The following is a 25,988-nucleotide window of genomic DNA, read 5'->3' on the forward strand; positions in this document are numbered from 1 at the left end:
ACATGACGTTGTGCAGACAGCTCTGAGCAGGCAAGGCAGCTCACAAGGTGATGGCAGCCAACCGCTCCGCGGCAGCGTCTGTTCCGAGTTCGAACCGCATCTTCGGGTTTTCCAGGTAGAACTCGATCCACTTTTTCAAGACCACGGGGTGGACGTCGAAGCGTCGGCAGTCGAGGTCGATCGTGAGGAGCGGCATCTTCTCGATTCGCCACAAGCGCGCTGTGTTGTGTCCGGGCGCCAGAAAGACGATCTCCGGCTTCAACACCACGCACTGGTACGTGACCGTCCATAATCCGTGCCGGGTCCGAGCCGTGCGATCTTCGATCTGCACGGTTTGGATGAAGTCCCACGGTGCCCTCATGTCGAACGACCAGCCGCGATGACGCACTCCGTCGGCATCCAATTGGACCCAGCCGTTCCGCACCGAACGCAACGCCAGCGATACGTAGAAGGTCAACCACAGTGGAACGAGAAACCACAGCGTGAACCAGCACATCAACGCGACCGACGCAATGACAACGCTTCGCAAAAGCAGTCCCCACCGCTCGTACCGGATGGTGGATCCACGGACTCTGGACAGCACTGCCGAACCGATTTTCGACGAGTTCTGATTGAACCACGCATACGTGGTAAACGTGACGATGCAGAGTGCCATCGACAAACCCAGTCCGCCTGCCTCCCAGGTGCTCTCGGAGAGATGCGGAACTGAGCCGTAGACAAGGCCCGCAGCAATAAGAAGCCCCAGGACGCTCCCCAGGACCAATCTGATTCGTGGCTTCGGTTGCATGACGAAGGGTTGAACTGTGGAATCAGAAGAGGACATCCCACGCTCCCGTCGCAAGATCGCCGATGGACGCCCCGGCGTCGTACACCGCGTCCCAACCGTCGACGACGGCATCGCCGGCACTGCCGATCCCGTCTTCGTACAGCGTGTCGACTGCACCGGACGTGAATATTCCGACGATGGCTCCTGCTCCCGCACCGACGACCGTACCGAGAACCGGTGCAGGGAAGAAGCTTCCGATAGCCGCTCCGGCTGCGACCGATGTAGCGAAGCTCGCCCCGCCGGACACGATGGCCTGACCTGCAGGCTTCCCGCTGTAGATGTCCCACAAAACACCAGCGGCAGCCAGCCCTCCACCTGCACGGAGCGAAATGCGTTCCGCCTTCTTCGCAAGGTCCTCTGCAGTCTCGGCGACATCTACCGCTCTGGCGGCGGTGGTGCTCGCGTAATCCCAATCGCGATAGACCACCGAGGCGGGCGTCCCCTCAGGGGCGTTCCGGGCGAGGTCGATGTACCTATTCGATTCCGATACCAGCCACGCCGACTTGTCGTTCAGCGCCCACGCCTGGATATCGACGACCGACAGGGCTGCAGCATCTACCAATTCGGTTGCGAGAAAGAGCCAATCGACTAGTGGGTTGGTCCAGACTCCGATCAGAGCCTGGGCCGCCTCACGTTCGACGGTTCGCGCCGCATCGGTGGCGTCGAACGCATGCCCGTAGGCGGCAGCCAAGTTTCCCGACGATGTTCCCTCGATGACGTCGCCGACCACGGTCAGCCCTGCCCCGGCGGCGTCGCGTCGCGCACCGGCCATCATGTCCGATGCTTTCTGCAGTCCGGTGGCGAAATCGTCGACCTTCCCAGCGTGATCTCGAGCCGCCGAAGACACCTTCAGGGCGCTCTCGGCACCTAGGGTCATCTTCGGTATCGCCACGTCGGAGGCGGGCCCGTCCCACGCTCCGTCGATTCTGTTCCGGGCCGCGAACACCGTGTCTGCGGATTCATCCACGGCCGGAGCGAGCCGGTCTCGTAGGAAACGAGCGACCTGGCGGACAGATTCGGGGTCACCGTCTATGTGAGTATCGATGCTCATGACCTACTCCGCCCACGCCGCGACGTTGATTTCGTCGGCTGCGACGATGTCTTGCTCGGCGTATCGGGTGGCACATTCGTTCAGAACGCCGCTCATCCCTGCAAGGCCGACCACCAGCTCACCCGCAGAGGTCACGAAATTCGCCAAGATGCCGAGTATCGCGGCAGTCCCGATTCCTCCGTCGACGGCGGTGGGTATCGACGGCGCAATCGCGTCGACCCGAATCGCGGCGTCGTTCACATAGCCGGCCTGCACGTGTACTTCTTCGTAATCCACGACGATGCTCATGATGCGCGTGCCTCCTCGGGCACTACGACGTCGAGCAACACCAGGTCGAAGGGCGCCACATCCCTCAGCGACGACAGGTAGCTGGTGGGAATTACGATCCACGGCTGGTCCCTGCCCATGCACGTGTGCAGGCGGTCCAGGGCCGAGTAGACCAACAGCGAGGATCTGCCGTCGCGTGTGTTGTTGAGCAACACACGAGCGTCCGATGGATCCGAAACGTGTTGATGACACGGCACATACAGCACCGGTGGAAAATCTGATGGAATCTTCACGCGTTTGTCCTCCCCTGCTCCGGCGTGGAAGCCGGTCCTACAGATTCAGACGCGGGGAAGTGGAAATCGGTTCCGCCTTGTGTCAGAAACTCAGCGAGATGGCGCCGGTGAGGACGGCGAAGACTACGTAGAGCAGCGATGCGGTCAGAACCCACAGGAATGCGAAGCGCTGAAAGTCGCCGAGTGAGGATCTGACGAGGCCGAGCAGGACCCACAGCGGTGCCGACGCCGGTCCGATCGAATGAGCCATCTGCCCGATGACAGCTGCGCGGGCCATCTCCTCCGGCGGAATCGAATGTTGCGCCGCCGATTCCGCCAGCACCGGGACGATTCCGAAGAAGTACGCGTCGTTGGCCATGAAGAAACTCAACGGAATACCGATCACCGCTGCTGCCGCGGGCAGAAGGCCTTCGGCGCCGTCCGGTATGAGCGAGATCAGAGCGTTCGCCATGGCCGTTGTCATACCGGTCTCGGTGAGAATCCCGGTGAACACACCGGCACCGAGCACGAGGATGACGACGGGGACTGCGTTGGCCGCGTGTGCGCGAATGACCTCCCCTTGATCGGAAGGGCGCGGGTGATTGAGCACCAGAACGATGATGAAGCCCAGCATGAACAGCACCAGCAGGTCGGCGACACCGAGAACGAGCAACACCAACAAGGTGACGGTGCAGGCCGCGTTGGCCCATGTTCGCCACGTTGCCTTGGTCATCACGGTTCCGTCCTCGGACCGCTGGTGACCACCGGAGCCGATGTCAGCTCTGACTTCAGCGATTCGTTCGGCTGTGATGTTCTTGCGTGCGTTGCGTCCCAGCAGATACGCGAGCCCGATGATCGATGCGGACATCATCAGCATCGCCGGAAGCATGTGGACGAAGTAGTCGGTTGCGTCGATACCCAGCACGCTGATGGCTCGAGTCGCAGCCCCTCCCCACGGCGTCGTTCCGGAGATGGTACCCAATGCCATCGTCGAAATCGTCGCGATGACAAGAGGATTGATTTCCAACTGCCGATAGATGGGCAGGAACGCCGAGCAGATGATCATGTACGAGGTGGTGCCGTCACCGTCCAACGCGACCAACAGCGCGAGTACAGCGGTGCCGACGCAGATCTTGACAGGGTCACCGCCGGACAAGCGGATGATGGCACGTGAGACCGGGTCGAAAAGGCGAGCGTCCATCATGACGCCGAAGTAGAGAACGGCGAACAGCAGAAGAATTGCTGTGGGGGCGACGGTTTCGATCCCTACCGCGACCATCTCCGGTAGATCGGCGCCCCGACCACTGATCAACAGAACGATGATGGGAATGAAAACGACCGCGACGAGAGCCGTCGCCCACTTCTTGATGACGACGAGCATGAACGACGCCAGCGAGGCAAAGCCGAGTATTGCCAGCATGTCTCAGCGCTCCGCGGCGAGGTGGCCGATGACTGCCGTGGTGAAGCCTTCGGTGTCTGCTGTTCCGCGAAGATCCTTGGTCCGAGTGTCCGGTGATGCGACAGCGAGATCGATCGCACGATGAATCCGCACACCTGCATCCGTCAGCCTGGCGTCATCTCGTTGGTCGCCGATCCACGTCAGCAGCATTGCAGCCGAACCGATCAGGGAGGCGGGGTTGGCTACACCGCGGCCTGCGATGGACGGTGCCGAGCCGTGTTGTGCCTGTGCGACGGCGTGGCCCTTGCCCACGTTCAGGGATGCGGCGAGGCCGAGACTGCCCGAAAGCTCGGTAGCCTCGTCGGAGAGTATGTCCCCGAACATGTTCGTGGTGGCGATGACGTCGAAATGTTCCGGGCTCCTGATCAGCAGTGCGGCGACGGCGTCGACCAGAAGTTCCTCGTACGTGACGTCGGGGAAGTCTGCGCGGACATGCCGCGCGGCTTCGAGGAAGAGACCGTCGCTGAGCCTGAGCACATTTGCCTTGTGTACGACGGTGACCTTGGATCGGCGCGTGCGGGCGAGTTCGAATGCACGACGGACGATTCGCTCCGAGCCGGCCCTGGTGACCTTGCGGATCGCGAGCGCGAGGTCTTCGGTGGGCATGAATTCTCCACCGCCCGCGAACATGGTTCGGTCGGCGTAAAAGCCTTCGGTGTTCTCGCGCACGATCACGAGGTCGAACGAGCGGTTCAGCGGATTCGGCAGTGCATCGACCGTGCGTGCAGGCCGAATGTTTGCGTACAGGTCCAGCCGGCGCCGCAGGATCCCCGATGGGTTGACGCCTCCTTCCGCGCTGGGCGGATAGTCGAGGTGCGAGACCGGGCCGAGGATGACACCGTCGGCGGCGCGGGATATGTCCACGACCTCGGGCGGCATCGTCGTTCCGGACGCGCGGAGGGCGTCGAACCCGATGAGCTCACGTCGGAAGTGCGGCGTGATCCCGATGGGGGCGAGTACGGCGTCGACAACCCGGGTTGTGGCGTCAGCGATCTCGGGGCCGATTCCGTCGCCGTCGAGCACGACCAGTTCGAGCACGTTGCTGCGCGGCGTTGTCGGCGATTCGTGGGTCAAGGTGTCTCCAGCTGTTCACGTCCGCTTCGTTGCGGACTCGGCCACCGGTGTGACCGCTGCCATACACAGTGCCGCTCATCGAGCATGAAGACCAGAGAGAGTTACTCACACCTAACTTAAGGAGAATTCACACCTGAGGTAACGTCGATCAGGATCGCTCGAAGCGCCTGGCCGGCCGGAGTATGTGCGCTTCCCTCCAACCGACACAACAGTATTCGCCGCTCGGGCAGTTCGGCCAGGTCCATGGCGGTCACCCCGTCGCGTAGATAGCGCGTCGTCAGCTTCGGTGCGACAGCGAGCCCGAGGCCGGCAGCCACCATCGCCTGGGATTCCATGTAGTCGTTGGATTCGATGAACACGTCTGGATCGAAACCCGCATCGCGGCACGTACGTCGAAAGACTGTGGTGATCGCATGCCCGCCGGTCCGGACGATCCATTGCTCGGATGCCAGCGAGGACAGCGTCACCCTCCCCCGATGTTTCCATCCGCTGGGCACCAGCAACACGGTCTGGTCGACGGCGATGACCTCGCTGTCGACGCCAGGTGCCGTCATCGGCAATTGGGCGTAGTCCCACGCAAGTGCCACGTCGACGGTTCGCGCCTGCAGCATCTGCTGAAGGTCGCGCAGCCTCGACGACATGATCCCCAGTTCGATTCCAGGATGCGCCGCACGGAAATTGCTGATGACGTCCGGCAGAAGCGAGGCAGCGAACGACGGAAACACTCCCAGGTCGACACGGCCCGCGCGAGCGTTGCGAAGATCGGAGAGCTCGACGGCCAGCGCCGACAAGTGGGTCTCGATAGCGACCGCCTTGGCGGCGACGAGCCGGCCTGCGTCCGTGAGGTGAACGCCGCGCGCGTGCCGTTCGACGACGCGTGTGCCGACGATACTTTCGAGACGTTTGATCTGCTGCGACACTGCAGACGGGGTGTACATCAGGGTTTCGGCCGCCGCGGTCATCGAGCCGGAACGGTCGATCTCGACCAACAGTCTGAGCAGGGAAAGCTCCACGTCCATGTGCTCAGCCAATCACGCAGCCGTTATCAGGCGCAGTCGGACTCCGGCAGCGGATAGCATCGGTGGGCATGGAACCTCAGAGTTACTCATCCGGCGAACGAGTATTCGGCCCGCCTCGCGGGACGTTCGATGCCGATTGGGCCGCGACTGCGCTTCGCTCGAATCAGCAAGGTCTGGACTTCGCGACATCGGTGCGTCTCATGGAGCGAGCATGGGAACTTCTGCGGTCGCGTGACCTCCGAGGCGCTGCGCTCGCGGACGCACTCGCTGACGCTGATGATTCCGACAAGGCTCTGACGGACGCCGCGGCGGCAGTGGCAACCGAAATTGCCGAGCTCTACCTTGACCGATCCTGATCGTGGCCTCTGTGAACGGAAATACATAGCAGGGTATGCAGTTAAAAACGTGCACATGCGACGAACGGATTTTGCGCGACAATCGAGAGGACCAGCCGAGGCACGACGCAGCATCAGTGGCTCGAGTTCACCGTCGGTGGAGTTCAGGAGGTGAAACCGCATCTCGGCATCCGCGAAGGAATCAGGTCACGGAACTTGTTGCGCTGGAGCAGTTCTCGGATAATTGCGACGCGGAACAGTGCTCGCAACGGACGCACCCGGCTCCAACCTCTACCGCGGCCCTTCAGCTTGTATGCCCCCGGCGTTCGCTACATCGACTGCATTGGTCGACGTGAAGAACTTGCTGAAGACCACTTTCATCTCCTCGACGACATCGATGTGGCTCTGGAGTACGTCGACCATGTTGTTCTCTCCGCCTACAGCCTTCTCGGCGAAGATCTGACGTAGCTGGAGTCCCATGTCGAAGTCGCCCCAGCCGCTAATATTCGCGAGGATTCGGGCTTTCTCCTGGTGCTTTCTGAGCTTCTGAACGTATGAGTCACAAGCTGAAAAGCAGCGTTCAGCGGCTTCTGCGTTGAGGTACAGCTGACCTTGATCGGCGGCATTTGCGAGTGCCTGCCAATACGTTGCCGGTTCGCCCGGACCGCCCATCGAAACCCCTTAGTTGGATGCGGCAGGAACCGCGGACTCCAAATCATTGACATGGTTCAGGACCACTTCGCAGGCGTCTACCCCGTCGTCCTCGTTGTAGAGGGCATTGAACACCACGACACCGCCCGGCACCTCGAGTGCGATCTGACAATCCCTTATCGCAGGATCGAACTCTGTCTTGAACATGTAGGCGTCGCGTCCACCTATTTGTAGGTCACGCCCCTCCATGTTTCCCGGTTTAGCACGAGCTTCGGCAATCGTATGGTCGGTTGACGACAGCACGCTCAATCCGTACGGCGAGTACACGCCCCCAGGCGCGTGAAACACACAGCTACCCCAATCTGGGACCTCGATGCCCCTTTCCCACCCTTCGTCTCGGTACGCCGGATCCAAACCTGTCGCCTCGAGTGCCTCCGGCGTAATGCTGCACGGATCCCAACGCTCAGCTGCGACGGGACTCCCGTCGACACCCCCACCGCATCCTGCCAGCAGCGCAGAGATCGCAGCCAGCGTCGCCACCTGTCTACGCACCCATCCCCCTTGATCACGTCGTTCAACAGGTTAGACGCACCGATCATCGAAACGGTTCCAGTTCGCCGCGCGGTCGCGAATCAGGAGGGCATCCGTCCACGGTCGGCAGAACGGTCGGACGGCTTCCGATCGTTTGGCGAGATCGATCCTCGCGTCGATGTTGGTCTAACCCGACGACTGACGCGAACGCCGCGCCACTTACCTGACATCCGAGAGAGCCAGTTAGTTGCCGCCACCCACAGCCCGTCATGCGTTCGCCCTCCCTCAGAACCCCTTTCGGTCCAACCACGCCAGCACCGCCTCGGCGACGTCATGCGACCCGCTGTCGATTGTCAGTGAGTGCCCACGCCCCTCGAACTCGTGGAACTCGGTGTCCGACTCCCCCTTCGCGTACAACCCGAATACCTCCTTGGTGACCTTCAGCGGAACCGTGTGATCTTCGGTGCCCGAGGTCAGGAGCAGCGGTCCACGGTCGGCGAGGTGGGTGTCGACCTTCGCGGGCGAGTGTTTCGAGAAGTTGGCTGCGGCGTCTTCGAACAAGAAGTAGTCCCGGTCCTGGGATGGTCCAGCGGTCGTGCAGAGCGTTCGACTCCTCCTCTATCAGGGTGTTGCCGAACGAGTACTTGAATTGCGTGGCGGTCAACGACACAGTGCGGTGCCGGTTGGCCGGATTACCGAGGACTGGGAAGCCCGATCGCAACTGCGAGAACGGCAGCGCCTTCACGCCCTTGATCGGTGCGGGGTCGATCGCAACTGCCGCGGCAGCGTGACCGGTCGCCAAGAGCTCCTGCGCAATCAATCCGCCGAACGAGTGATCGACGACTACCGGCTTCTCCCCATCGACTGCGGTGATGAGGTCCGCGTAGTGGTCGACGATCTGGGCAATGCCGACGTTTGAGGTTCCCCCCGAAAAGTGGACAGTGGTTACGCGGCCATAATGGGCGCGTTCAGTGACTGTTCGTAACTGTGGGGGCTGAGCATTCCGGTTGTGGAGTGCCGTCGTCGAGTGTTGTAAAAGTTCATCCAGTTGTCAACTGCAGCAACCAATTCGGTCCTGTACGCGAACGTGTGGCGGTAGTAGTACTCGTGCTTGAATGTCGACCACAAACTCTCCGCTCCGGCGTTGTCCCAGCAGATGCCGGTCTCACCCATCGAGCGCCGCAACCCGTACCGTTCGCACGCTTCCTTTATGATCTCAGCGGTGTACTGGCTTCCCCTGTCCGAGTGCATGATTGTGCCCGCGACGTCGCCGCCACGGCCGGCAACTCCCATGTCCAGAGCTTCCAGGACGAGCTCGGTGCGCATGTGATCGGCGATGGCCCACCCAAGGGCCTTTTTCGAGTGTTCGTCCTTGATGGCGCACAGGTACATATAGCCCTCTCCGCAGGTCAGGTACGTGATGTCCGAGGTCCACACCGCATCGACGTGCCCTTGATCGAACCGGCGCTGGACCAGGTCGTCGGGGAACGAGTCGACCACGGTGGTGCGGATCTTGAACGTGCGGGGGCTGATCCCGACGATGCCGAGGGAGCGCATGATCTTCGCGACGGTTTTCTCGGTGATGACCTCGCCCCGGTCATGGAGTTCGGCGGTGATTCGGCGTGCTCCGTAGACGCTTAGATCGGAACCGGGGACTGGTCCGCAGCGCAGAATTCGGTACAGATTGGGGTGGAGTTGGCGACCACCCACCAGAACGAGCTGCTCCGCTACCAGTTCATCGCGTATGACGGCCTCCGCGCGGCGTGTGCCGGGGATGTCGTCCATGCTCGGGCGTGTGCGGCCGAGGTCGGCGCATGGGCAGGGCCGCGACGACTGGGCTTGTTGCTCGGCTTCGTACATCGTGCGAGCGTTCTCGTTGCCCTCGCTGACGGCGACTACGTGAGGCCTACGCTGCAGCTCTCCGCATCACGCCAGCCGGCGAGTTCCGGCCGTATCGCATGCGGCGATCGATGTTCTGTTGGACTGAGGCATAGCCGCTGCGCATGTGCATCAACATGATTCGGTACGGGCCCACATCGTCGAGGCCGAGCGGTTGAGGCTCCGTGACATTTCTCCTCGGCTCAAGGCGGTGGTGACCGCTGTCGATGCGATGACAGCCCCCGACTCCGAGGCAAGCGTGTTGTACGTCGAGGCCATGGATAGTCCAGGTTTGGCCGAGTTCCCGTTCGACCGCAGCAAGATTCGACTGTCGTACGGCATGTGGTTGCGGCGTCGACGGCACACCGCGGAGGCTCGGGAGATGCTGACCCTCGCAGCCGAAGGGTTCGAGCACCTCGGCGCACTGCCGTGGGCCAGCCGCGCGAGGACAGAGTTGCGTGCTGCCGGTGGAGGACTGCAACGGTCGGATGCCCTCACTACTCAAGAACACAAGATTGCCGAACTCGCCGCTGCGGGCCTGTCCAACAAGGAGATTGCAACCGAGCTCTTCCTGTCACCTCGGACAGTGGGGGCTCATTTGTATCGGATATTCCCCAAATTGGGTGTGAAGTCTCGCGCGGGCCTCGGTCAAGCGTTGCGAGACGTGCCTGAGCGGTAGCAACTAGAGTCCCGATTAACACACCCCTCACACGCCGAAACGGTTGTTCAGCGACCCCGCCAATTGCGTCGAGCATGACGTGCGACCGGTGGCAATCTCGGCTACGATCTGCCGAGGGATGTCTGGGGAGGCATAGTGGGGGAATCTGTTGTCATGGTCGTACCCGACCACGTTCTCGAGGCCGGTCGATTCGTTCGCGAGGTCTCGAGCGAACTGATGTCTGGACTCGACTCCGTCGCTCACGACGTCAATCAGCTGCTAGAGACGTGGAACGGACGGGCCGCAGATGCATACGAGGCCGGCTGGTCGGATGTCCAGGTAGGTGCCTGTGAGATTCTCGACGCCCTCGCCGGCATGTCGGAGTTGTTGGGTGCGACCACTGAGAATTATCAACGAGCCGAATTGAACAACGCCGAGCACACGTCGGTTTTGAATGGACTTCTTTGATGGCTAGATTTATTGTCGATCTCGAAGAGCTCGATGCGACTGTGGTGAGGCTGGGCGCATAAGTCGAGTACCTGGAGGACAAGCTCGGCGCACTTGATCACCGAGTCGCTTCCTTACGCGATAGCTGGACGGGTGACGCGGCGGAAGCGCACCGTACCGCCCATACCGAATGGGCCGCCGGTGCGCACCAGATGCGCGAGGGCGTCGATTCAATGCGAAGAGTTGCCCGGACAGCTCGCGATAGCTATCAATCAGCCGTCGCCGCGAATCTGCGAATGTTCAGGGCGTAGCGTTGGCTCCGGTCACGGTGCTCAAGGTCGACTCCGAGCACTTCTATTTCGCCGCGACCGGATGTTCGGCAGCAGCACAGAGGCTTTCGACGGGGTACCAGAAGGTCACATCGTCACTTGCAGGTTGCGTTTCAATGGGCGGCAGTGACGACGCGGGCTCGATGTGGGGGACGGACTACGACGCGCAGGTCCGCGATGTGCTTACTGCGGCAAACGATTTGATCCTGGCCTTCGACAACCATGCACGGCTGTTCGTGCAGGCCGGACGAAATCATGCACTTGCCGAGCACGGAGCAACTTTAGGTGACAACTCATCGCTTGCGCTTCCACCGGACCCCGAATCGGCGAGTCCGATCAGTCCGACCAATCCGGCCTCCGCAGTCGGTCAAGGTAACTCGGGGCTGCAGGCTTCTCAAGAGTTGATCGATGAGATAGGCATGCCCTGTCCGAACGGTGACGTCGACAAACTCGCAGCCGCAGCGAGACTATGGGACGAGGTCGCGCAATACATCGTCGACGACGCAGCTAACGTCGTCTCTCATTTCATCGAGGATCTCGATCAGGTCCGCTCCCCGGAAGTCGAATTCGCGATTGCAGACTGCGAGACGCTTCTTTCGCTGCTCGCTGACCTCGGCGATGCATCCCGAGGATTGGCGCAGTCGTGTCGGGAACACCGCGATGCAATTGAGGAGACCCGCTACCAGATAGTTCCGATACTTGACAGCCTGGCAATCGAGCTGGGCATCACGGTGGCGGTCACCGTGCTGGCCGCATTCGTAAGCTTTGGGGCCTCAGCTATCGCGGGAAGTGCAAACGTATCCCGAGCGATTGCGGCTGCAGGCCGGCTCATTCGACCGGTACTGACTGCTCTGCACTCCAAGGTCCCACGATTCCTGGCCCGCGAACGAGTTGCAGAGCGCCCAGCCCGGATCTCGAAGGAATCGCAGGCGCTGCGGCAGAAGACCCAGCACCAGGCAGACAACGCAGCCCAACCACAGAAAGCGACTACATCGCCTTCAGCTGGAGGGCGTCCGCCCGGCGCCAAGGATGATTGGGTCGCACGTACCGCGGACAATGGAAAGGGAACCGTGTGGCAGCGGCCCGGCGCAGCCGAGAATGGAACGAACGCAGCTGAACGCCGCGCCGACTCGATTCGTATCATGGACGGCGACGGACGGTATCCAAACGGGTACGTGCGGTTTACAGACGAACATGGCCAATACCTCGACATCAACGGGAAGCCGGGTCCGCGGAACTCGCCGGAAACCCACATCCCGAGGAACCAGGATGGTTCCTACCCGACCCCGCCAGGATGGTAGCGATGCAACTTGGACTGGATGGACAACGGCTAGCCAGAGTGCTCGTCGACTTCGACCTCTATCTCGAGTTCGAAAGCGGGGACACCATCGCACTCAGCGACTTTTCGATCAACGGACCGCGAGACTCGGCCACTGGTGCGTTGAACGTCGGATTCGGAAACATCGCGCAGGGTCTCGCTGCCTTGTTGCAACTGATCGGTACAACGTGCGCAGCGGCGGAGACCAACGATTCCGGTGACCTCACCGTCATATTCGTCGATGGCACCAAGATATCGGCCCCACATAGCGATGGCGAGGCGTGGGAGTTCAGCGGATCGGACGGTCGACACATCATCTCGGGCCCGGAAGGTGACCTGTCGACATGGGCGATGAAATGAAAAATGTATCCGTTGCGGTTGGCCCGACGGTGGGTAGCACGGTCGTGCGCGAAGCCCTCGATTCCGGATTCACCCTGTACTTTTCCGACCACAGTTCGATATCTGTCGCCGGAACATTCGGATTCCGCAGCGCTGACGGTGAGAGCTCGACCTTAACTGCGTCTCCGATTGGCCTCGCCGCGCACACATCCAGACTCGTAGCTCTCATTGGAATGGAGGTGGGTGCGATCAATTCGGACGGGGACGACGCGATCGCACTTGTTTTCACATCAGGCATCACTCTCGTCGTCCCACGATCTGGAAGCTCGTCGATAAGCACGCTCGGTCTCGCGCCATAGTTCACGAAGTTGGTTGGGCGATGTTGTCCGGTGGCTCCTTCGCTGCAGAACGGTGCCAGCCGACAACGGTTAGCACCGGTGGGCATGGATCCCCAGAGTTACTCATCCGGTGAACGGGTCTTCGTCCCGCCACGGGGAACGTTCGAATCCGATTGGGCCGCCACCGCGCTTCGCGCGAATCAGCCGGGGCTCGACTTCGCGACATGGGTGCGTCACATGGAGCGAACATGGGAGCTTCCGCGGAATTAATCAAGTCAAGTGAGACACTGGTCGTTCAGTTGATCTGGGGTTCGAGTGCTGGTTCGTTGATGTAGACGACGTGCGGGATTTTCGGTGGTGTCGGCCGGGTCGAGAGTCGGGCCGGGTTGGCGTGGAATGCTTCGGTGAGCGTGATCTGTCGGACTTCGCCGATCGCGTCGGAGGTACCGAAGTGCACCGATGCCGGCGTGTGCCATCCGATCTCGGAGTGGTGCTGAATGTGGTTGTGTTCTTTGAAGAATCCGGCCAGGAATGTGCGGGCATCATCAAGGGAGGCAAACGATGGCGAGAAATCGCGAAGATACTTCAACGTTTTGAATTGTACTTCGGAGTACGGGTTGTCGTTGGAGACTATCGGTCGTGAATGGTGGGAACTTCTGCGTTCTCGTGACCTCCGGGGTACCGCGATTGCGGACGCACTCGCTGACGCTGATGATTCCGACAATGCCCTGACGGATTCCGCGGCGGCTGTGGCAACCGAAATTGCCGAGCTCTACCTTGACCGATCCTGATCGCGGCTCTCTAGATCCGGCAACGGCACGGTGTTCCGACCGGCATGGTGGGCGCTGTGCGGCGGAGGAGCTTGGTTCTCGACATCGTGTGACCTGAACCCGCCGCCTGTGACGATCGGCGGCTCACCCAACGCGGGTGGGCGGAAAGCAAGACGAATGATGATGCGCGACTGACTAGATGATGTGTCCTGCAGTGCATTGTCGCCCTGGTCCACGTCGACGAGGCCATCCCAATAACATTCGGGACCGTCGTCGACTCTCGAAGCGCGGCCAGGCGACACTGTACTCGCCACCGATTCATTCGAATAGCGGACATCGGATCGGTTCGTGAGCATCGATAATCGATGCACGACCGATCCCGGTCGCCGAGTTCGAAAGACCGGGAGGTCCACAGTGCGCAGTACTGAACGTCCGATCGCAATGACTGTCGCCTTCGTCGTTGCAATTGCGACTGCATCTTGCTCGTCGGACGCGGCGCCGGCTTCGGCCCCAGAGATGGCCTCTCCGAGCGTATCTGTCGACGCCAATGGACTGAACGCCCGCGTGGGTCTCGAGACGAGCGCACTCACCATCACCGCGCCAGCAGGAATCGCGGCCGCAGGCACCTCGGTCGAGGTCGCCGACGCCGAACCGATCCCCGCCACGGGCGCTCCGAAGTACGTCTCCGGCATCGCATCCGGCGTCGACATCACGCTCGGCGACGGTGAACAACCGGCGAAACCGATGACTCTCGCTTTCGACCTGTCGTCATCCTCGACGACGTTTGCCGACAGCGAATCCGAGGTTCCAGTGATCGTTGCCGTAGCCGATGGGTCATCGGATAGCGAGATTCTGCCCTCCACGTGGGACCCCGACCGCAAGATACTGACTGCCACCACGACTCATTTGTCCAGCTTCTTTCCTGCTGTTTTCGACGCGAAGGCCATGTCGTCCGCGTTCACGTCCGCGATCAACGGCTTTCTGGGCTTGGCCGTTCCACCGCCCGCGTGCACTACGCAATCCGTCGCAATCGGTGCACGAACGATTACTGCCGAGACGTCGTCGAATACCGTCGTTCAGCCGTGCCTTACAGCGTCCGGCTCCAACGTCAGCGTCGAACTGGCGTCGCTCTCGTCGCAGGGATGGACCGTCTCGTCGACTCCGAACTCCGCATCGTCGGCGGTGAACCTTCCCGCGGATCTCGAGTCGATCGCGACCGCCGCCACGTTTTCGACCATCCTTGCACCCGTCGTCGGGGCCGGCACATTCCTGCTTCCAGGAGGGTCCACGTCGTTGACGTTCGATCCCGCCACCTTGCCGGGCACGGTGACCCTAAGAGTCGACGCTGCGATGAATCTCGTGAACATTCTCATCTACGGTCTGAACATTCTTTATCCCAATGCCGCTCTCTTCCAGCTCGATTCGATGGCCGAGTGCATGTCCACGTTGGTCGGGCGCAACGGGTCGCTCAGTGGTGCAGCGGACGTGGGCGTATTCGTCAAGGGATTCACGACGTGCGCGGGAGGTGTCACAGCGGAGAAGACTGCGTCTCTGGCGACTCGGTCGTTGGCGGCCGTTCTCACCGTGCTTCCCGGCGGCGCAGCGTTGCTGGCCAACTCCATCTCGGGCTTGATCGGTGAGTTCACCGGGGCCAACACGGCGACGGTCCAACTCGCCGTGTCCGGTTCCACGACAACGCCTACCAACGCTCCATCGCCCGTCGATGCTCCTACCGGAAAGCTCTCCGCACGAGACATCGTCGGACTGACGGTGTCGACCAAACTCGCGGAACCAGTCATCACGGGAAAGAAGCTCGGACCCACGCTGTACGGACTGAACGACCGGGGCCCGGCCGATGTGGCGTTCAACTGGATCCCGGTCATGTCCGATCCCGAGGCCGACTACGAGGGTGACGATTGTCAGGTCGAAGTCACGATCACCGGACCCACCGCATTTCCCATGGTGCAGAGCGCCGAATGCCACGGATACTTCGCAACAAGCTTCAACGGCAGTGACAACGGCATCGAAGTCACGGCGCCAGGTACGTACACGGTCACGGCTGTGGACCGGATCTCCGGCAAGGTCGGTGTCGCTACGTTCGACGTCCAGTAAATGGCCGACGAACGGCCGGGCACCTGAGCGGCGCCCGGCTGACGACGACTTCAGCCTTACTGCAGGGAGATCTCGGCCCCACCGGAGAACACGGAGTCATGCACCTCGAGCGTCGCGGGTACCGCATCCACTGGTATGTCGAACACGATTGTTATGTTCTGCGACAGTCCGGGGTTGATGTCGCCTCCAATAGCAGTTTCTGCCTCGAGGTTGATCGCAGCCATTGCGTCGTTCTCGAACTCGCGCCCTTGCGCGTCGATCAGCTTTTGATTCGAGCCGAAGTAGCTCTGCGCCTTGTCGGACACATTGGTGACCGTGACACTGACCAGGACGAATTGCCCCAATGCGTCCTTTTGCAGGTACGGGTTATCTCCGAGAGTTGCTACACCCGTCTCGACGCCGGTCACGACGAAGCCGAATTTGCCGTCACGCACTTCTTGGCCGATCCCTGGAACCGCCTCTTCGGGTTCCGGTGCAGACGTAGCCGGTTCGACGGGCGCCGCCACGGCCTCCAACGATGCGTTCGCGCCAGCAGGAGGTGCAACCGCGACAGATGATGTGGATTGTGCTGTCGTGCTCGACTTATCCTCGTCACCCCCACCGACCATCCCGGCCACGATCAGCACGACCACGACGCCACCCACAACCCACGGCCACTTCCGCTTCTTCTTCGCGGGCGGCTGGCCGTACGGTTGCTGCGGGTAGGGCTGACCGTGCGGCGGTTGGGCGCCGTAGGGAGCCTGGGGCTGCCCTTGAGGGGTCTGCGCAAAGGGCTGAGTCTGACCGTATGGTGCCTGTCCGGAGGGCTGGGGCTGGTTGGGGTCGTGCGGAAACGTCATGGAGTCCTGGTCTCTGGTCGAAGTGGTGCTCCGTAGTTATAGGACCGAAAGGTCGGAATGTTTCGATTTCGTGTCCTGATTCATTCGAACGAATGACCACCCGGGACAACCGGCCGACCGAATAGCCAGCTGGCCCGATCCGACACCCCGAGTAACACACCCCTCACACGAGTCTCGAAAACCAGTAATGGTCTACCCCTACCGTCGACTGAACAGACGACGGACGGGAGCAAACGACAGTGTGGGTCAATCGCATCGCCGCAGCACTGGCCCTGGCGTCAGCTGTTCTACACCTGCGAATGGGCGTTACCGACGCCACCAGTGCGTTTGTGACGGCCATGGCCCTTCTGTGCGTCTACTGCGCTGTGGATCTGCTCCGGTCCGGGGGCAACAGAGCATGGGTGATGGTCGCTGCAACGAGTGCCGGCATGCTGCTCGCGCACTCATCGTTCCCGACGCACCATCACACCGCCGTCAGCCGAACGTCCAGCATGACGATAGCTTCGGCCGTCGCCGCCGCAGAACTCGTACTCGCTGCATCCGTCGTCTTCTTCCGAACCCGCCACGTTCACCCCGAATTCCGCCCTTACAGACTGCAGGAGCTTCGATGACCGACACGTTCGCGCCCGTCACCACCCACCCACTAGCGCCGCTGAGCCCGCAGGAGATCTCGCTGGCGTCGGCGATCGTGATCCGCGAGCAGAACCTCACCTCCTCTGCACGTTTCGTCTACATCGAGCTCAACGAACCGTCGAAAGAACAACTGAAGCAACCACATACGGACCGTCGGGCCTTCATCGTCCTGCGTGACCGCGACGCACATGCCACCTTCGAGGCGGTCGTCTCCCTCACCGAGAATGCGGTGGTCAGCTACACCGAGATCGCCGATGCCCAACCACCCATCACTCTCGAAGAATTCTTGCAGTGCGAGGACGTCATCAAAGCCGACCCGCGTTGGCAGGACGCGATGATCAACCGCGGCGTCACCAACTTCAGTCTGGCGATGGTCGACAAATGGGCCAGCGGTCACACCACCGACGACGACAACCCCGGTGGTCGACGCCTCGCCCGCCCGCTCACCTTCGTTCGCAGCGAAGCCCAGGAGAACGGGTACGCCCGCCCCGTCGAAAACCTGGTCGTGACAGTCGATATGGACGCGATGGAAGTCGTCGACGTTGCCGACACCGGCGTCGTACCCATCCCCCGGACTCCCGGCAACTACCTCCCCGGCTTCTACGAACGCCCTGGCAACGTCCCCGAGTTCGCTGAGCAGCGGGCTCCAATGAAGAAGATCGATATCACCCAGCCCGACGGGCCGTCGTTCACCGTCGATGGTCACTACGTCGAGTGGGCCAATTGGCGGCTGCGCGTGGGTTTCACGCCGCGCGAAGGTCTCGTTCTGCACGACGTCAGCTACGTCGATCGCGGCACAGTCCGTCCTGTCATCCACCGCGCGTCATTGTCGGAAATGTACGTCCCCTACGGCGATCCCGGTGACAGTCAATGGAACAAGAACGTCTTCGACGAGGGTGAGTACGGGCTGGGCGTTCTCGCGAATTCACTTCAGCTGGGCTGCGACTGCCTGGGCGAAATTCACTACTTCGACGCGTACGTGAACGATCAGGACGGCCAACCCATCGAGCTGCCGAACGCGATCTGCATGCACGAGGAGGACTACAGCATCGGCTGGAAGCACACCGACTTCCGCGACAACCTCGGGCAAGTTCGTCGCAATCGCCGCCTGGTCGTGTCGTTCTTCGCGACGGTCGGCAACTACGACTACGGCTTCTACTGGAACCTCTACTTGGACGGGTCGATCGAGTTCGAGATCAAGCTGACCGGCATCATCTCCACCGGCGCGATCGAGCAGGGCCAGGTTCCCGAGTTCGGCACCCTCGTCGCACCCGGCCTGTACGGGCCTCATCACCAGCACTTCTTCAGTGTGCGGCTGGACATGAAAGTCGACGGCGAGCGCAACAATCTGTACGAGCTCGAAGCCGAGGCTGTGCCAGTCGGACCCGAGAATCCGCACGGCAACGCGTGGCGTCAGACCAAGCGTCAGCTCACCAGCGAATCGGAGGCGCAGCGGGTCGCAGATCCGCTCAAGGCTCGTAGTTGGCTGATCGCCAATGCGGACAGGACGAACAAGCTCGGTGGGCACATCGGGTACAAGATCGAACCTTCGGGAGCGGTGGCTTTGCCTCTCGCGCAGCCCGGTTCGCAGCAGGCGCGCCGCGGCGGCTTCGCGACCAAGCACATGTGGGCAACACCTTTCACCGAACGCGAGCGATACGCGGCCGGTGAGTACGTCGCCCAGAACCCCGGGCACGACGGCCTCGTTGCCTACACCGCTCAGGACCGGTCACTCGACGGCGCGGACTTGGTTATCTGGCCGACGGTCGCAGCGCACCACGTCGTGCGTCCGGAGGATTGGCCGGTCATGCCGGTCAGTCACGTCAGTCTGCACCTCAAGCCAACGGGTTTCTTCGACGGGAACCCGATGCTCGATCTGGCGCCGGAGACCCCGAAGGTGGGTGGTCACTGCTGCTAGGCTTTTCCGTCGCATGTGAGTGGAAATACGTAGTAAGATTTGTATTTTCGTTCGCGTGCGGGCGGGAAGTTCCAGCTTCGGAACGGTGTCAGCCGGCAACGGATAGCATCGGTGGGCATGGAACCGCAGAGTTACTCATCCGGCGAACGGGTGTTCGGCCCGCCCCGAGGGACGTTCGATGCCGATTGGGCCGCAACCGCGCTTCGCTCGAATCAACCGGGTCTGGACTTCGCGACATCGGTACGCCTCATGGAGCGAGCATGGGAGCTTCTGCGGTCGCGTGATCTCAGAGGGGCGGAACTTGCGAACGCACTCGTCGACGATGGGGATTCCGAGGATGCCATCACCGACTCCGCGGCGGCAGTGGCAACCGAAATTGCAGAGCTCTACCTCGATCGCGCCTGACTGTCGGCTTGCTTAGAGGCATGCACCGCCCTATTGCTGGCTCAACGCACCATGGACACGGAGAACAGCGAGTGCGGCGGCTTCCATATCTTCGTGTCTTTTCATCGGTGACCACGGTATCCGATCTACGTCGACGACAAAGCCGCGTCCAGTCGCTAGACAGCGTCGATTCGAAGCAAAGCCTCGGTTCCCTTCAGGTCCTGCGCATTTCGCGTCACGAGACGTGCGCCGCGGGCGTGCGCAGTTGCTGCAATCATCAGGTCGAATGCGCGCGCGTGCGGACGTCCGCCAGTCGCGCGGACGGCTGCGGCGAGTTGCCCATAACTTCGCGCAGTCTTGTCGTCGACCGCGAGTGGCTCGAAAGTTCGCTCGATGGCTACGAGCCGTTGTAGTCGTAGAGCGCGCTGCTCCGGCGTCAGTGCGACGAGCAGGCCGAAATGCAGTTCCGCAAGGCTGATGGCACTTATCGCGAGGTCACCCTCGATACGCTCGGGAGAGTCCCCGATCAGCACACTCGTGTCGAGGACGGTCCTCACTCTTGCCACGGATCGCGGGCGGGGTCGTCGATCATTGCCAGATCGGCAGCAAGCGTCGGATCGGGTGCAGTGTCGAAAACGGCGGCGATGTCGTCGAAGCTGTTCCATTGCTGACGCGCAGCAGGTCCGAGAACCGCACTCGGGCGCCCGGCGAATGGGACTAGCCTGTCGACAAATCTACTAACCCGACACAAAGCGAAGCAAAACAACAATACTTCTTGCGTTAGATGTTTTGAGATCCGAGAAGGCTTCTGCCTCAGACCATATGCAGCTCCAAGGCGGGGTCTTTCATAATTTGGTTCAGCGTGTCTCGGCCGTTCTCGGAGGGGAGCTCGTACATCGCCTCCATAGACAACTCGAACACCGAGTGCTGCGCAGACCGTTTACCTGCCAAGGCAATGCTCATCCCGAAGAGGTCACGTCGAGTTTCGTGTATTCGGTATGCGAGATCGAACCATCGCACGGCATGCTCGAACCGACCGCTCAGCCTGCACAGGACGCCTACCCGTCGGTATAACGAGGCGGCCGCCCACGATGAACTGGCGCCTGGGAGATCGTGCACCAGTTGAGCGAGAGATTCAATCGTTGAGCAGGCGTCGACCAGTTTCTCGTTTTCAGGCCCGAATGTTTGCAAGGACTGCGCGTCCAAGCGGCCGTGGAGGACGAGTTCGGATTGGGCGATCGCGGCCCAGGAGGCCAATCCGAGCCCTCCGAACCGGCGCTCAGCCAGCTCCAGATACACAACCGGCGACTCGTGGTTGGACACTCCTGACAACAGCGCAACTCGAATCGCCGAGCCCATCCACAAAGCGCACTCGGCAGTGAGTCGAACAAAATTTCCACCGTCTGCAAATTCGAATCCCCGACGCGCAGACTGCAACGATTGCGAAAAGTCAAGTTTCTCGGCGTAGAAACGCGCCAGAACCATGTCGCACGCAGACTCGCCATAACGGTCCTGCGTCTGACCGAAAAGGGTTCGAGACTCGAACAGATGATCAACAGCGGCAGAAAGACCTGTTGGGGTAAATACAGCCTTAGAGTACAAAATCCATGCTCGCTGCATCGCCGCGCTGTTGGATTCCTGACCCTTCAACAGCGCATCTGCCTGGGTGAGCAGATCAAATGCATTAGCGCGGTCACCCTCCGGGTCTTCCACCGTCGTTCGTGCAATCTCGTACAGGCCAACGGCTTGGATGAAGTCGTCTCCGGTGTCGTCCCCCAGTTCGGAAATTTGCTCTGCGACAGTACGAGCCTCGGTCAGTGCGCGATTGGAACGCAAAACCATGCACGCTGCCGAGAGCGAGTCCGCTCGGACTGCGGCATCGATAGCTCTGTCGGCCCCCACCCGATTCAGGGTCGAAACATAAGGAAGCCCGAACGCAGGCTTCACCCTGGCGGCAGACCGCGCATCTCGAGCTGCTTCTGTTTGCGTCGATCGAAATTCGACTATGTTTCGCCCGGGAACCACCGACCCCTGATCACCAGCTGAAAGCTCATATATTCGGAACCGCCCATCGTTCGGGTCAGTCGACGGGCCTCGCAGATCCCCGTCTTCGACAAGTATGCGCAAAGCGCGTGACACAACGGTAGGGGGCGAACCCACCGTCTTCGCGATGTCCGTCGGTCGACGGGCACCGGCCTGGATTGCCAACAATATCCGCGCGCGCACTGAGGCGTTCGAGGGATCTCCCGCGGCCTCGTCGAGTTCGCGCCTGTGAACGTACTGCCGGACGACGCCCAGTAATGCCGACAACACGGGTTGCCACGCCGTCTCGGAACCATCAGTCGGGTGGTCTCGCGATTGGGTCAAGTCAGTCAGCAAATCCGCAATGTCGCGCTCGGCCGATTCGCTCTGCAGGACGTCTGCGATCGCTTGGCCCAAAATAGGCGCCGATCGGCGATCCGGCGTTCGGTTCAGCAGGCGAGGGAAAGCGTCAACGAATCGCTCGTAGGCAGTAGGCACTCCCTATTGCACCTGCAAAACGCAGCGATGTCAAGTACTAGTCAATGATCTTGACTGATTCGAAATCTTCTCCGACCCTCAGAAGAGCGGCGCTCGGAAAAATTTCCGCTGCGTACTGTGACTCCCGTGTTGCACGAACCGGTCCGACCCACAACGCGGAGCTTGGACTGCACCCATCGATCATCGATTCCCAGGATTTCGGATTGTTCACCATAACGGTGGATACCTGGGCGGCTGCGGACAAGCCTTGCGCGAGCCCCAGGAACTCCTCCACGCGCGGCGTCATCGACGCAACGTAGACAACTGTAGGCGCGACAGTCCGCAAAATGTTCTGCACATCGTCATCCAGGTAGTCCGAGCAAATCAGCACCATCGCAGTCGTTGTCTCGCCCAAGAACAATCTGACGCTGCGGCCAAGTTCTACGTCTTCTCGGTACCTCGTAGTCCCGAAGTTGAAATCGAAGGCGCCTACCTTGTCGTGTGTTCGATCCGAAATCGTGCGCTTACCGGGGAAGTACGTCGTCAACGAATTCCTCCGCGAACCCGATGCGTCGACGTGATGCAGACTGCCGCCGATCACGACCTCGAGCATGTTTCGGTCGACAGTCCCGTCGAGCATAGATTGCACTGCCCGACCGAGTATCTGCTGACGGACTGGAGTCGACGAAAGTTCAGGAAACATAACAACCTGTGCGCCTGCGGAAGCAAGCCTCTCTAACCCCGACGCAAGGTACCTGCCTTCGACAACCTCTGAATCCGATTCGGCACCGTCGGCATCAGCACCTCGGAGGGCGAACTGAACATTGAACACCGTGTGCGCCTCATGGTCTTGTATGAGCTCCTGTACGTCCAAATCGATCATGGACGAATTGGGAAACACGAGACCGATAGTCAATGCCGCGTCGGTGCCTGCCCCGGCCGACTTTTTCGGATCGAATCGATTTCCCGCGACTGTGTCGACGACGACGTCGAGACGCATGCCATCGTCCCACAGCGCAAGACCTGGCACCTTCCCAGTTCCTCGCGGGTTCCGCATGATGCTCGGTTTCGCGGTCAACCCGCTCGCTGCAACTCTCCCGCCCGCCCGGACCAACCCGTACAACACAGGCGGTCCTGAGAGTGAGACCGGCACCGCGTCACCCTCGACAAGAATCTGTCCGTCCTCGAACAGTGAGAGCGATGCTTTCAAGAATCCGCCGACTTCCACGGATAGAGCTTGTGCGACATACCATGCCGCGAGTTGTGGCGACCCATAGCCCTCGATCGCAGCAACGATGGCTTCGACGTCCGCACTCATGAGGACTGGGCCAGCCGGGCCAACACCTGCCAAGACTGCGGCCGCCAGACTCTGGCTCGTAATGTCGTCCAGGGCGCGGTGCGATCCAAATTTCGACGTGTCGACGACTCCGACTTCCGAAGAGGCAAATCGCAGGCATTCACTAGCCAATTCGTAGGGACTCACCGCCTGACGTGCGCGAACACTGAACTCGCCGATCTCGTACTCCACGCGGCACTCCCCCTCGATATGCACGACAGCGCTTCAGCATACGACGCGGGGGACGAACATCGACGAGATCGAGGGAACAAGATCGTTTCAGCAATCGCTTGTCCAACTGCCGGGCAAGTCAGGAACCGGAGCGGCTCACGCGCTTGCCGAAATCCGCCTATCGACGCCGCTCCGCTACGTCTTTTGCGTCAGCGTTTGAGCAGCTCCGGCTTCAGCCAACACGAACACCTCAATCATGAGCACATTGGTCAACATGATCAAGGCCGTAGGGTCACACCGACAGACTGGCCAATCGCAGATTCGATCACGTTCGAATAGAACGACTTTCAAGCCTGGTTGCCCGCGGTCGATCCAGCCCAGTCGCTACTCGACGTGGCGGTCGACCATCCTCCAGCCGGGAGCGATCACGCAAGAGCCCTGAAACAGAATGACGGCTCCTAAGTCAGCGTCGCGCTCACCAACGACGAAGTCCGCACGTTCAACCGCGTCCGATCGGCCCGGAACAGATCCACCGAGTACTCGACGGGCCTCTCCTGCTGGTCGTACCCGATGCGCTCGAGCTTGAGGATCGGCGTGCCCTCCGGCTGCCCGAGCAGCGCGCCGACCGGTGCGGTCACCGTCGCCAGTTCGATCGACTCGTCCGCCATGCACACCGAAATACCGAGCAACGTCCGCAGCGTCTCGTAGACGGAGTTCAGCGGCGTCTCAAGCACACGCCCGCAGATGCTGCCGCTGAGATACATCTGCTCCAGCGACAATGTGTCGCCGTCGGCAAACCTCAAGCGCAGCAACGACACAACCGGTCCGTCGCCGAGCACTCGAGCAGCGTCTACCGAAGGACTCGTCATCCGCGCCGAGATCACCTTGGTGCCGTCACGGAAACCTTGCTCGTGCAACATCTGCGGCACACCCTTGACGGTGTTCAAGCTTCGGAGCAGTCGCCGGCTCTGACATACCGACAGCGCGCTCTCAGGCGAGGGCGAACCCGGTGACACTGCAGTCAGGTAGGCACCACCGGCGCGGCCCTTCATGCGGCGGATCACTCCATCGCGTTCGAGCAGGTCCATGGCTTTGCGCACCGTCGTGCGCGAGGTACCCAGTCGCTCGGCCAGTTCACGCTCTGGTGGTAGCCGGGGAACCGAGCGCTGTTCGAGCTCTTCCACCAGCCGCAGTAGGGCGGCATGGGTGTGCACCATCATCAGCATCGGTCCACCTCCTGTCTGGTTGTGGATTGAATCTAATGGAGTGCGGGACCAGGAAACGACCATCTGCCTGCTGATTTACGCACGATTAACACCGCTGGTGTCCTATGTCATTTCGCCCAGGCGACGCGTTACACGCAGTTCACACTTCACGAACAAAACCAGAAATGGTCTACGCCCATTGTTCTAGTCGTGAGTGAGGAATTACCGCCCGGTGTCATTACGCACGCACAGGCGGCGCAGCCGCACAAAGGAGGCATCGTGGAAGATTCTCGGTCGGCCCGCGCCGCACTCGGCGTGGAGCTCGCCCGCTCGGCGGGTGAGATCGCCCGCCGCTGGTTCGACACGTCGGCCCTCGCGGTCGAGTCGAAACAGGACGGTTCCCCTGTTACGCAGGCGGATCGCGAGATCGAGCAGTACATCAGGGCCCAGGTCGCCGAGCACTACCCGGACGACAGTTTCCTCGGCGAGGAGTTCGGCGAAACCACCGGAACCACACAGTACCGCTGGATCGTCGACCCGATCGACGGTACCAAGTCCTTCGTCCACGGAGTTCCGCTGTACGCCAACCTAATCGCCCTCGAAGAGGAGGGCACCATCGTCGCGGGCGTCATCAATTTGCCCAGCGCGGATGTGCTCATGCACGCCGAACGCGGCAAGGGATGCTGGAAAAACGGCAAGCAGGTTCACGTTTCGGACAAGACGGAACTCGACGGCGCCTACGTCATGGCCACCTGGCTCGAAGACTGGCACCCGGACTCCATCGTCGACCTTCAGTCCGCGGGCGCCGTCATCCGAACCTGGGGCGACGCCTACGGCTACATGATGGTCGCGAGCGGCCAAGCCGAAGCGATCGTCGACTACACCACGCAGGCATACGATCTCGCCCCCATGCCGGTCATCATCGAAGAGGCCGGCGGCATGTTCACCTCGCTCGACGGAGCGCGAGACTTCAACGGTGGCAACGGCATCGCCTCCAACGGCGCCGTGCACGACTCGGTTCTCAAAATAGTCAACCAAGGATGACGCACATGAAAGAGTACATTCGCGGCCTGAGCCAGAAGAGCATCATGACGTTCTTCGGCAGCATCTACGCTCTTGCTCTGCTCTTCGCTCTGTTCCCTCCGCTCTACATGTGGGGCAGCGGAATTCGCTTCGAGATCCTCGGCATTCCGTTCGCCATCATGTACTGGCTGATCAACGGACTCGTTCTCGGCCTGACCCTCTGGGGCCTCTACATCGTCGAGGACATCCGCGGCGAACTCGACGAGGACCTCCTCCCCGCTACCGCACCCCTCACTGGAGAATGAC

At 61.2% G+C, this 25,988-nt stretch carries 31 protein-coding genes and 1 pseudogene; 14 read left to right on the forward strand and 18 right to left on the reverse strand.

The features are described from left to right. Window positions 1-40 precede the first annotated feature (40 nt). From D8W71_RS21990 to D8W71_RS22020, 7 genes are all read right to left on the reverse strand, one after another. Window positions 41-823: a hypothetical protein gene (locus D8W71_RS21990; RefSeq protein WP_236077560.1), complete on the reverse strand. Its 783-nt coding sequence runs from the start codon at window positions 821-823 to the stop codon at window positions 41-43. Then, window positions 810-1,877, reverse strand: a complete 1,068-nt coding sequence (locus tag D8W71_RS21995) for a DUF1269 domain-containing protein (protein ID WP_121116550.1) — start codon at window positions 1,875-1,877, stop codon at window positions 810-812. The genes D8W71_RS21990 and D8W71_RS21995 overlap by 14 nt, the downstream gene beginning before the upstream one ends. Window positions 1,878-1,880: 3 nt before the next feature. After that, on the reverse strand, window positions 1,881-2,165 hold the full coding sequence (locus D8W71_RS22000) for a hypothetical protein (RefSeq protein ID WP_121116552.1): 285 nt from the start codon (window positions 2,163-2,165) through the stop codon (window positions 1,881-1,883). Further along, complete coding sequence (locus D8W71_RS22005) at window positions 2,162-2,437, reverse strand: SAV_915 family protein (protein WP_236077561.1); 276 nt, start codon at window positions 2,435-2,437, stop codon at window positions 2,162-2,164. Before D8W71_RS22005 ends, D8W71_RS22000 begins: the two co-directional genes overlap by 4 nt. 82 nt (window positions 2,438-2,519) lie before the next feature. Next, on the reverse strand, window positions 2,520-3,836 hold the full coding sequence (locus D8W71_RS22010; protein ID WP_121116556.1) for a CitMHS family transporter: 1,317 nt from the start codon (window positions 3,834-3,836) through the stop codon (window positions 2,520-2,522). A 3-nt stretch (window positions 3,837-3,839) separates the two neighbouring features. Beyond that, window positions 3,840-4,949, reverse strand: coding sequence for an isocitrate/isopropylmalate dehydrogenase family protein (locus D8W71_RS22015; protein WP_121116558.1), 1,110 nt, complete (start codon window positions 4,947-4,949; stop codon window positions 3,840-3,842). A 116-nt stretch (window positions 4,950-5,065) separates the two neighbouring features. Next, complete coding sequence (locus D8W71_RS22020) at window positions 5,066-5,968, reverse strand: LysR family transcriptional regulator (protein WP_121116560.1); 903 nt, start codon at window positions 5,966-5,968, stop codon at window positions 5,066-5,068. Between the two features lie 68 nt (window positions 5,969-6,036). Between D8W71_RS22020 and D8W71_RS22025 the strand changes: the two genes are divergently transcribed. Next, window positions 6,037-6,324: a hypothetical protein gene (locus tag D8W71_RS22025; RefSeq protein WP_121116562.1), complete on the forward strand. Its 288-nt coding sequence runs from the start codon at window positions 6,037-6,039 to the stop codon at window positions 6,322-6,324. Between the two features lie 270 nt (window positions 6,325-6,594). Here D8W71_RS22025 and D8W71_RS22030 read toward each other — a convergent pair whose 3' ends face one another. The 5 genes and pseudogenes from D8W71_RS22030 to D8W71_RS22045 all read right to left on the reverse strand — a co-directional run bounded on the left by D8W71_RS22030 (window position 6,595) and on the right by D8W71_RS22045 (window position 9,270). Continuing rightward, complete coding sequence (locus tag D8W71_RS22030) at window positions 6,595-6,975, reverse strand: hypothetical protein (RefSeq protein WP_121116564.1); 381 nt, start codon at window positions 6,973-6,975, stop codon at window positions 6,595-6,597. A 9-nt stretch (window positions 6,976-6,984) separates the two neighbouring features. Next, window positions 6,985-7,506 (reverse strand): DUF3558 family protein, encoded by a 522-nt coding sequence (locus tag D8W71_RS22035; RefSeq protein ID WP_236077562.1) that lies wholly within the window; start codon window positions 7,504-7,506, stop codon window positions 6,985-6,987. Between the two features lie 264 nt (window positions 7,507-7,770). Beyond that, a complete protein-coding gene (locus tag D8W71_RS28065) occupies window positions 7,771-8,046 on the reverse strand; it encodes an alpha/beta hydrolase (protein WP_236077563.1) in 276 nt (91 codons plus the stop codon). Beyond that, window positions 7,937-8,533 (reverse strand): annotated as a pseudogene (locus tag D8W71_RS28430) (alpha/beta fold hydrolase); the annotation flags it as partial. The gene D8W71_RS28065 and the pseudogene D8W71_RS28430, both read right to left, overlap by 110 nt. Continuing rightward, complete coding sequence (locus D8W71_RS22045; protein WP_161965489.1) at window positions 8,431-9,270, reverse strand: IS3 family transposase; 840 nt, start codon at window positions 9,268-9,270, stop codon at window positions 8,431-8,433. The pseudogene D8W71_RS28430 and the gene D8W71_RS22045, both read right to left, overlap by 103 nt. A 220-nt stretch (window positions 9,271-9,490) precedes the next feature. Between D8W71_RS22045 and D8W71_RS22050 the strand changes: the two genes are divergently transcribed. The 5 genes from D8W71_RS22050 (at window position 9,491) to D8W71_RS22070 (ending at window position 12,475) form a co-directional block, all read left to right on the forward strand. After that, window positions 9,491-10,042: a helix-turn-helix transcriptional regulator gene (locus tag D8W71_RS22050; RefSeq protein ID WP_121116569.1), complete on the forward strand. Its 552-nt coding sequence runs from the start codon at window positions 9,491-9,493 to the stop codon at window positions 10,040-10,042. A 135-nt stretch (window positions 10,043-10,177) separates the two neighbouring features. Then, a complete protein-coding gene (locus D8W71_RS22055; protein ID WP_121116571.1) occupies window positions 10,178-10,489 on the forward strand; it encodes a WXG100 family type VII secretion target in 312 nt (103 codons plus the stop codon). Between the two features lie 71 nt (window positions 10,490-10,560). Beyond that, window positions 10,561-10,779 (forward strand): WXG100 family type VII secretion target, encoded by a 219-nt coding sequence (locus D8W71_RS28435; protein ID WP_121116573.1) that lies wholly within the window; start codon window positions 10,561-10,563, stop codon window positions 10,777-10,779. A gap of 2 nt (window positions 10,780-10,781) precedes the next feature. Beyond that, complete coding sequence (locus D8W71_RS22065) at window positions 10,782-12,098, forward strand: hypothetical protein (RefSeq protein ID WP_121116575.1); 1,317 nt, start codon at window positions 10,782-10,784, stop codon at window positions 12,096-12,098. A 2-nt stretch (window positions 12,099-12,100) separates the two neighbouring features. Continuing rightward, on the forward strand, window positions 12,101-12,475 hold the full coding sequence (locus tag D8W71_RS22070) for a DUF6188 family protein (RefSeq protein ID WP_153275416.1): 375 nt from the start codon (window positions 12,101-12,103) through the stop codon (window positions 12,473-12,475). A 612-nt stretch (window positions 12,476-13,087) separates the two neighbouring features. On the opposite strand, the gene D8W71_RS22080 is transcribed toward D8W71_RS22070, so the two are convergent. Beyond that, window positions 13,088-13,381: a hypothetical protein gene (locus D8W71_RS22080; protein ID WP_236077564.1), complete on the reverse strand. Its 294-nt coding sequence runs from the start codon at window positions 13,379-13,381 to the stop codon at window positions 13,088-13,090. Between the two features lie 28 nt (window positions 13,382-13,409). On the opposite strand from D8W71_RS22080, the gene D8W71_RS28070 reads away from it, so the two are divergent. Beyond that, on the forward strand, window positions 13,410-13,583 hold the full coding sequence (locus tag D8W71_RS28070) for a hypothetical protein (RefSeq protein ID WP_236077565.1): 174 nt from the start codon (window positions 13,410-13,412) through the stop codon (window positions 13,581-13,583). Between the two features lie 495 nt (window positions 13,584-14,078). Beyond that, window positions 14,079-15,674 (forward strand): hypothetical protein, encoded by a 1,596-nt coding sequence (locus D8W71_RS22090; protein WP_153275418.1) that lies wholly within the window; start codon window positions 14,079-14,081, stop codon window positions 15,672-15,674. Window positions 15,675-15,730: 56 nt separating this feature from the next. Here the strand turns inward: D8W71_RS22090 and D8W71_RS22095 are convergent, their stop codons facing one another. Beyond that, a complete protein-coding gene (locus D8W71_RS22095) occupies window positions 15,731-16,513 on the reverse strand; it encodes a DUF4352 domain-containing protein (RefSeq protein ID WP_121116588.1) in 783 nt (260 codons plus the stop codon). Window positions 16,514-16,752: 239 nt separating this feature from the next. Between D8W71_RS22095 and D8W71_RS22100 the strand changes: the two genes are divergently transcribed. From D8W71_RS22100 to D8W71_RS22110, 3 genes are all read left to right on the forward strand, one after another. Beyond that, window positions 16,753-17,124, forward strand: coding sequence for a hypothetical protein (locus D8W71_RS22100; protein WP_121116590.1), 372 nt, complete (start codon window positions 16,753-16,755; stop codon window positions 17,122-17,124). Next, the gene (locus D8W71_RS22105; RefSeq protein WP_121116592.1) at window positions 17,121-19,064 is read left to right on the forward strand and encodes a primary-amine oxidase; all 1,944 of its coding nucleotides are present in this window, start codon (window positions 17,121-17,123) and stop codon (window positions 19,062-19,064) included. The genes D8W71_RS22100 and D8W71_RS22105 overlap by 4 nt, the downstream gene beginning before the upstream one ends. A gap of 117 nt (window positions 19,065-19,181) precedes the next feature. Beyond that, window positions 19,182-19,469, forward strand: a complete 288-nt coding sequence (locus D8W71_RS22110) for a hypothetical protein (protein ID WP_121116594.1) — start codon at window positions 19,182-19,184, stop codon at window positions 19,467-19,469. Window positions 19,470-19,624: 155 nt separating this feature from the next. Here the strand turns inward: D8W71_RS22110 and D8W71_RS22115 are convergent, their stop codons facing one another. Next, window positions 19,625-20,005 (reverse strand): type II toxin-antitoxin system VapC family toxin, encoded by a 381-nt coding sequence (locus D8W71_RS22115; protein ID WP_236077566.1) that lies wholly within the window; start codon window positions 20,003-20,005, stop codon window positions 19,625-19,627. A gap of 2 nt (window positions 20,006-20,007) precedes the next feature. Between D8W71_RS22115 and D8W71_RS28075 the strand changes: the two genes are divergently transcribed. Continuing rightward, window positions 20,008-20,169: a hypothetical protein gene (locus D8W71_RS28075; protein WP_236077567.1), complete on the forward strand. Its 162-nt coding sequence runs from the start codon at window positions 20,008-20,010 to the stop codon at window positions 20,167-20,169. Window positions 20,170-20,261: 92 nt separating this feature from the next. Here the strand turns inward: D8W71_RS28075 and D8W71_RS27410 are convergent, their stop codons facing one another. From D8W71_RS27410 to D8W71_RS22130, 3 genes are all read right to left on the reverse strand, one after another. Further along, window positions 20,262-21,290: a hypothetical protein gene (locus D8W71_RS27410; RefSeq protein WP_153275419.1), complete on the reverse strand. Its 1,029-nt coding sequence runs from the start codon at window positions 21,288-21,290 to the stop codon at window positions 20,262-20,264. Between the two features lie 715 nt (window positions 21,291-22,005). Further along, on the reverse strand, window positions 22,006-23,265 hold the full coding sequence (locus D8W71_RS22125; RefSeq protein WP_153275420.1) for a hypothetical protein: 1,260 nt from the start codon (window positions 23,263-23,265) through the stop codon (window positions 22,006-22,008). A 647-nt stretch (window positions 23,266-23,912) separates the two neighbouring features. Beyond that, window positions 23,913-24,680: a GntR family transcriptional regulator gene (locus D8W71_RS22130; protein WP_161965491.1), complete on the reverse strand. Its 768-nt coding sequence runs from the start codon at window positions 24,678-24,680 to the stop codon at window positions 23,913-23,915. Between the two features lie 258 nt (window positions 24,681-24,938). Between D8W71_RS22130 and D8W71_RS22135 the strand changes: the two genes are divergently transcribed. Together D8W71_RS22135 and D8W71_RS22140 are read left to right on the forward strand one after the other, a co-directional pair. After that, the gene (locus D8W71_RS22135; protein ID WP_161965492.1) at window positions 24,939-25,703 is read left to right on the forward strand and encodes an inositol monophosphatase family protein; all 765 of its coding nucleotides are present in this window, start codon (window positions 24,939-24,941) and stop codon (window positions 25,701-25,703) included. Window positions 25,704-25,708: 5 nt separating this feature from the next. Continuing rightward, window positions 25,709-25,987, forward strand: a complete 279-nt coding sequence (locus D8W71_RS22140) for a hypothetical protein (RefSeq protein ID WP_121119763.1) — start codon at window positions 25,709-25,711, stop codon at window positions 25,985-25,987. Window position 25,988: the final 1 nt, after the last annotated feature.

Source organism: Rhodococcus sp. P1Y (genome assembly GCF_003641205.1).
Taxonomy (GTDB): Bacteria; Actinomycetota; Actinomycetes; order Mycobacteriales; family Mycobacteriaceae; genus Rhodococcoides.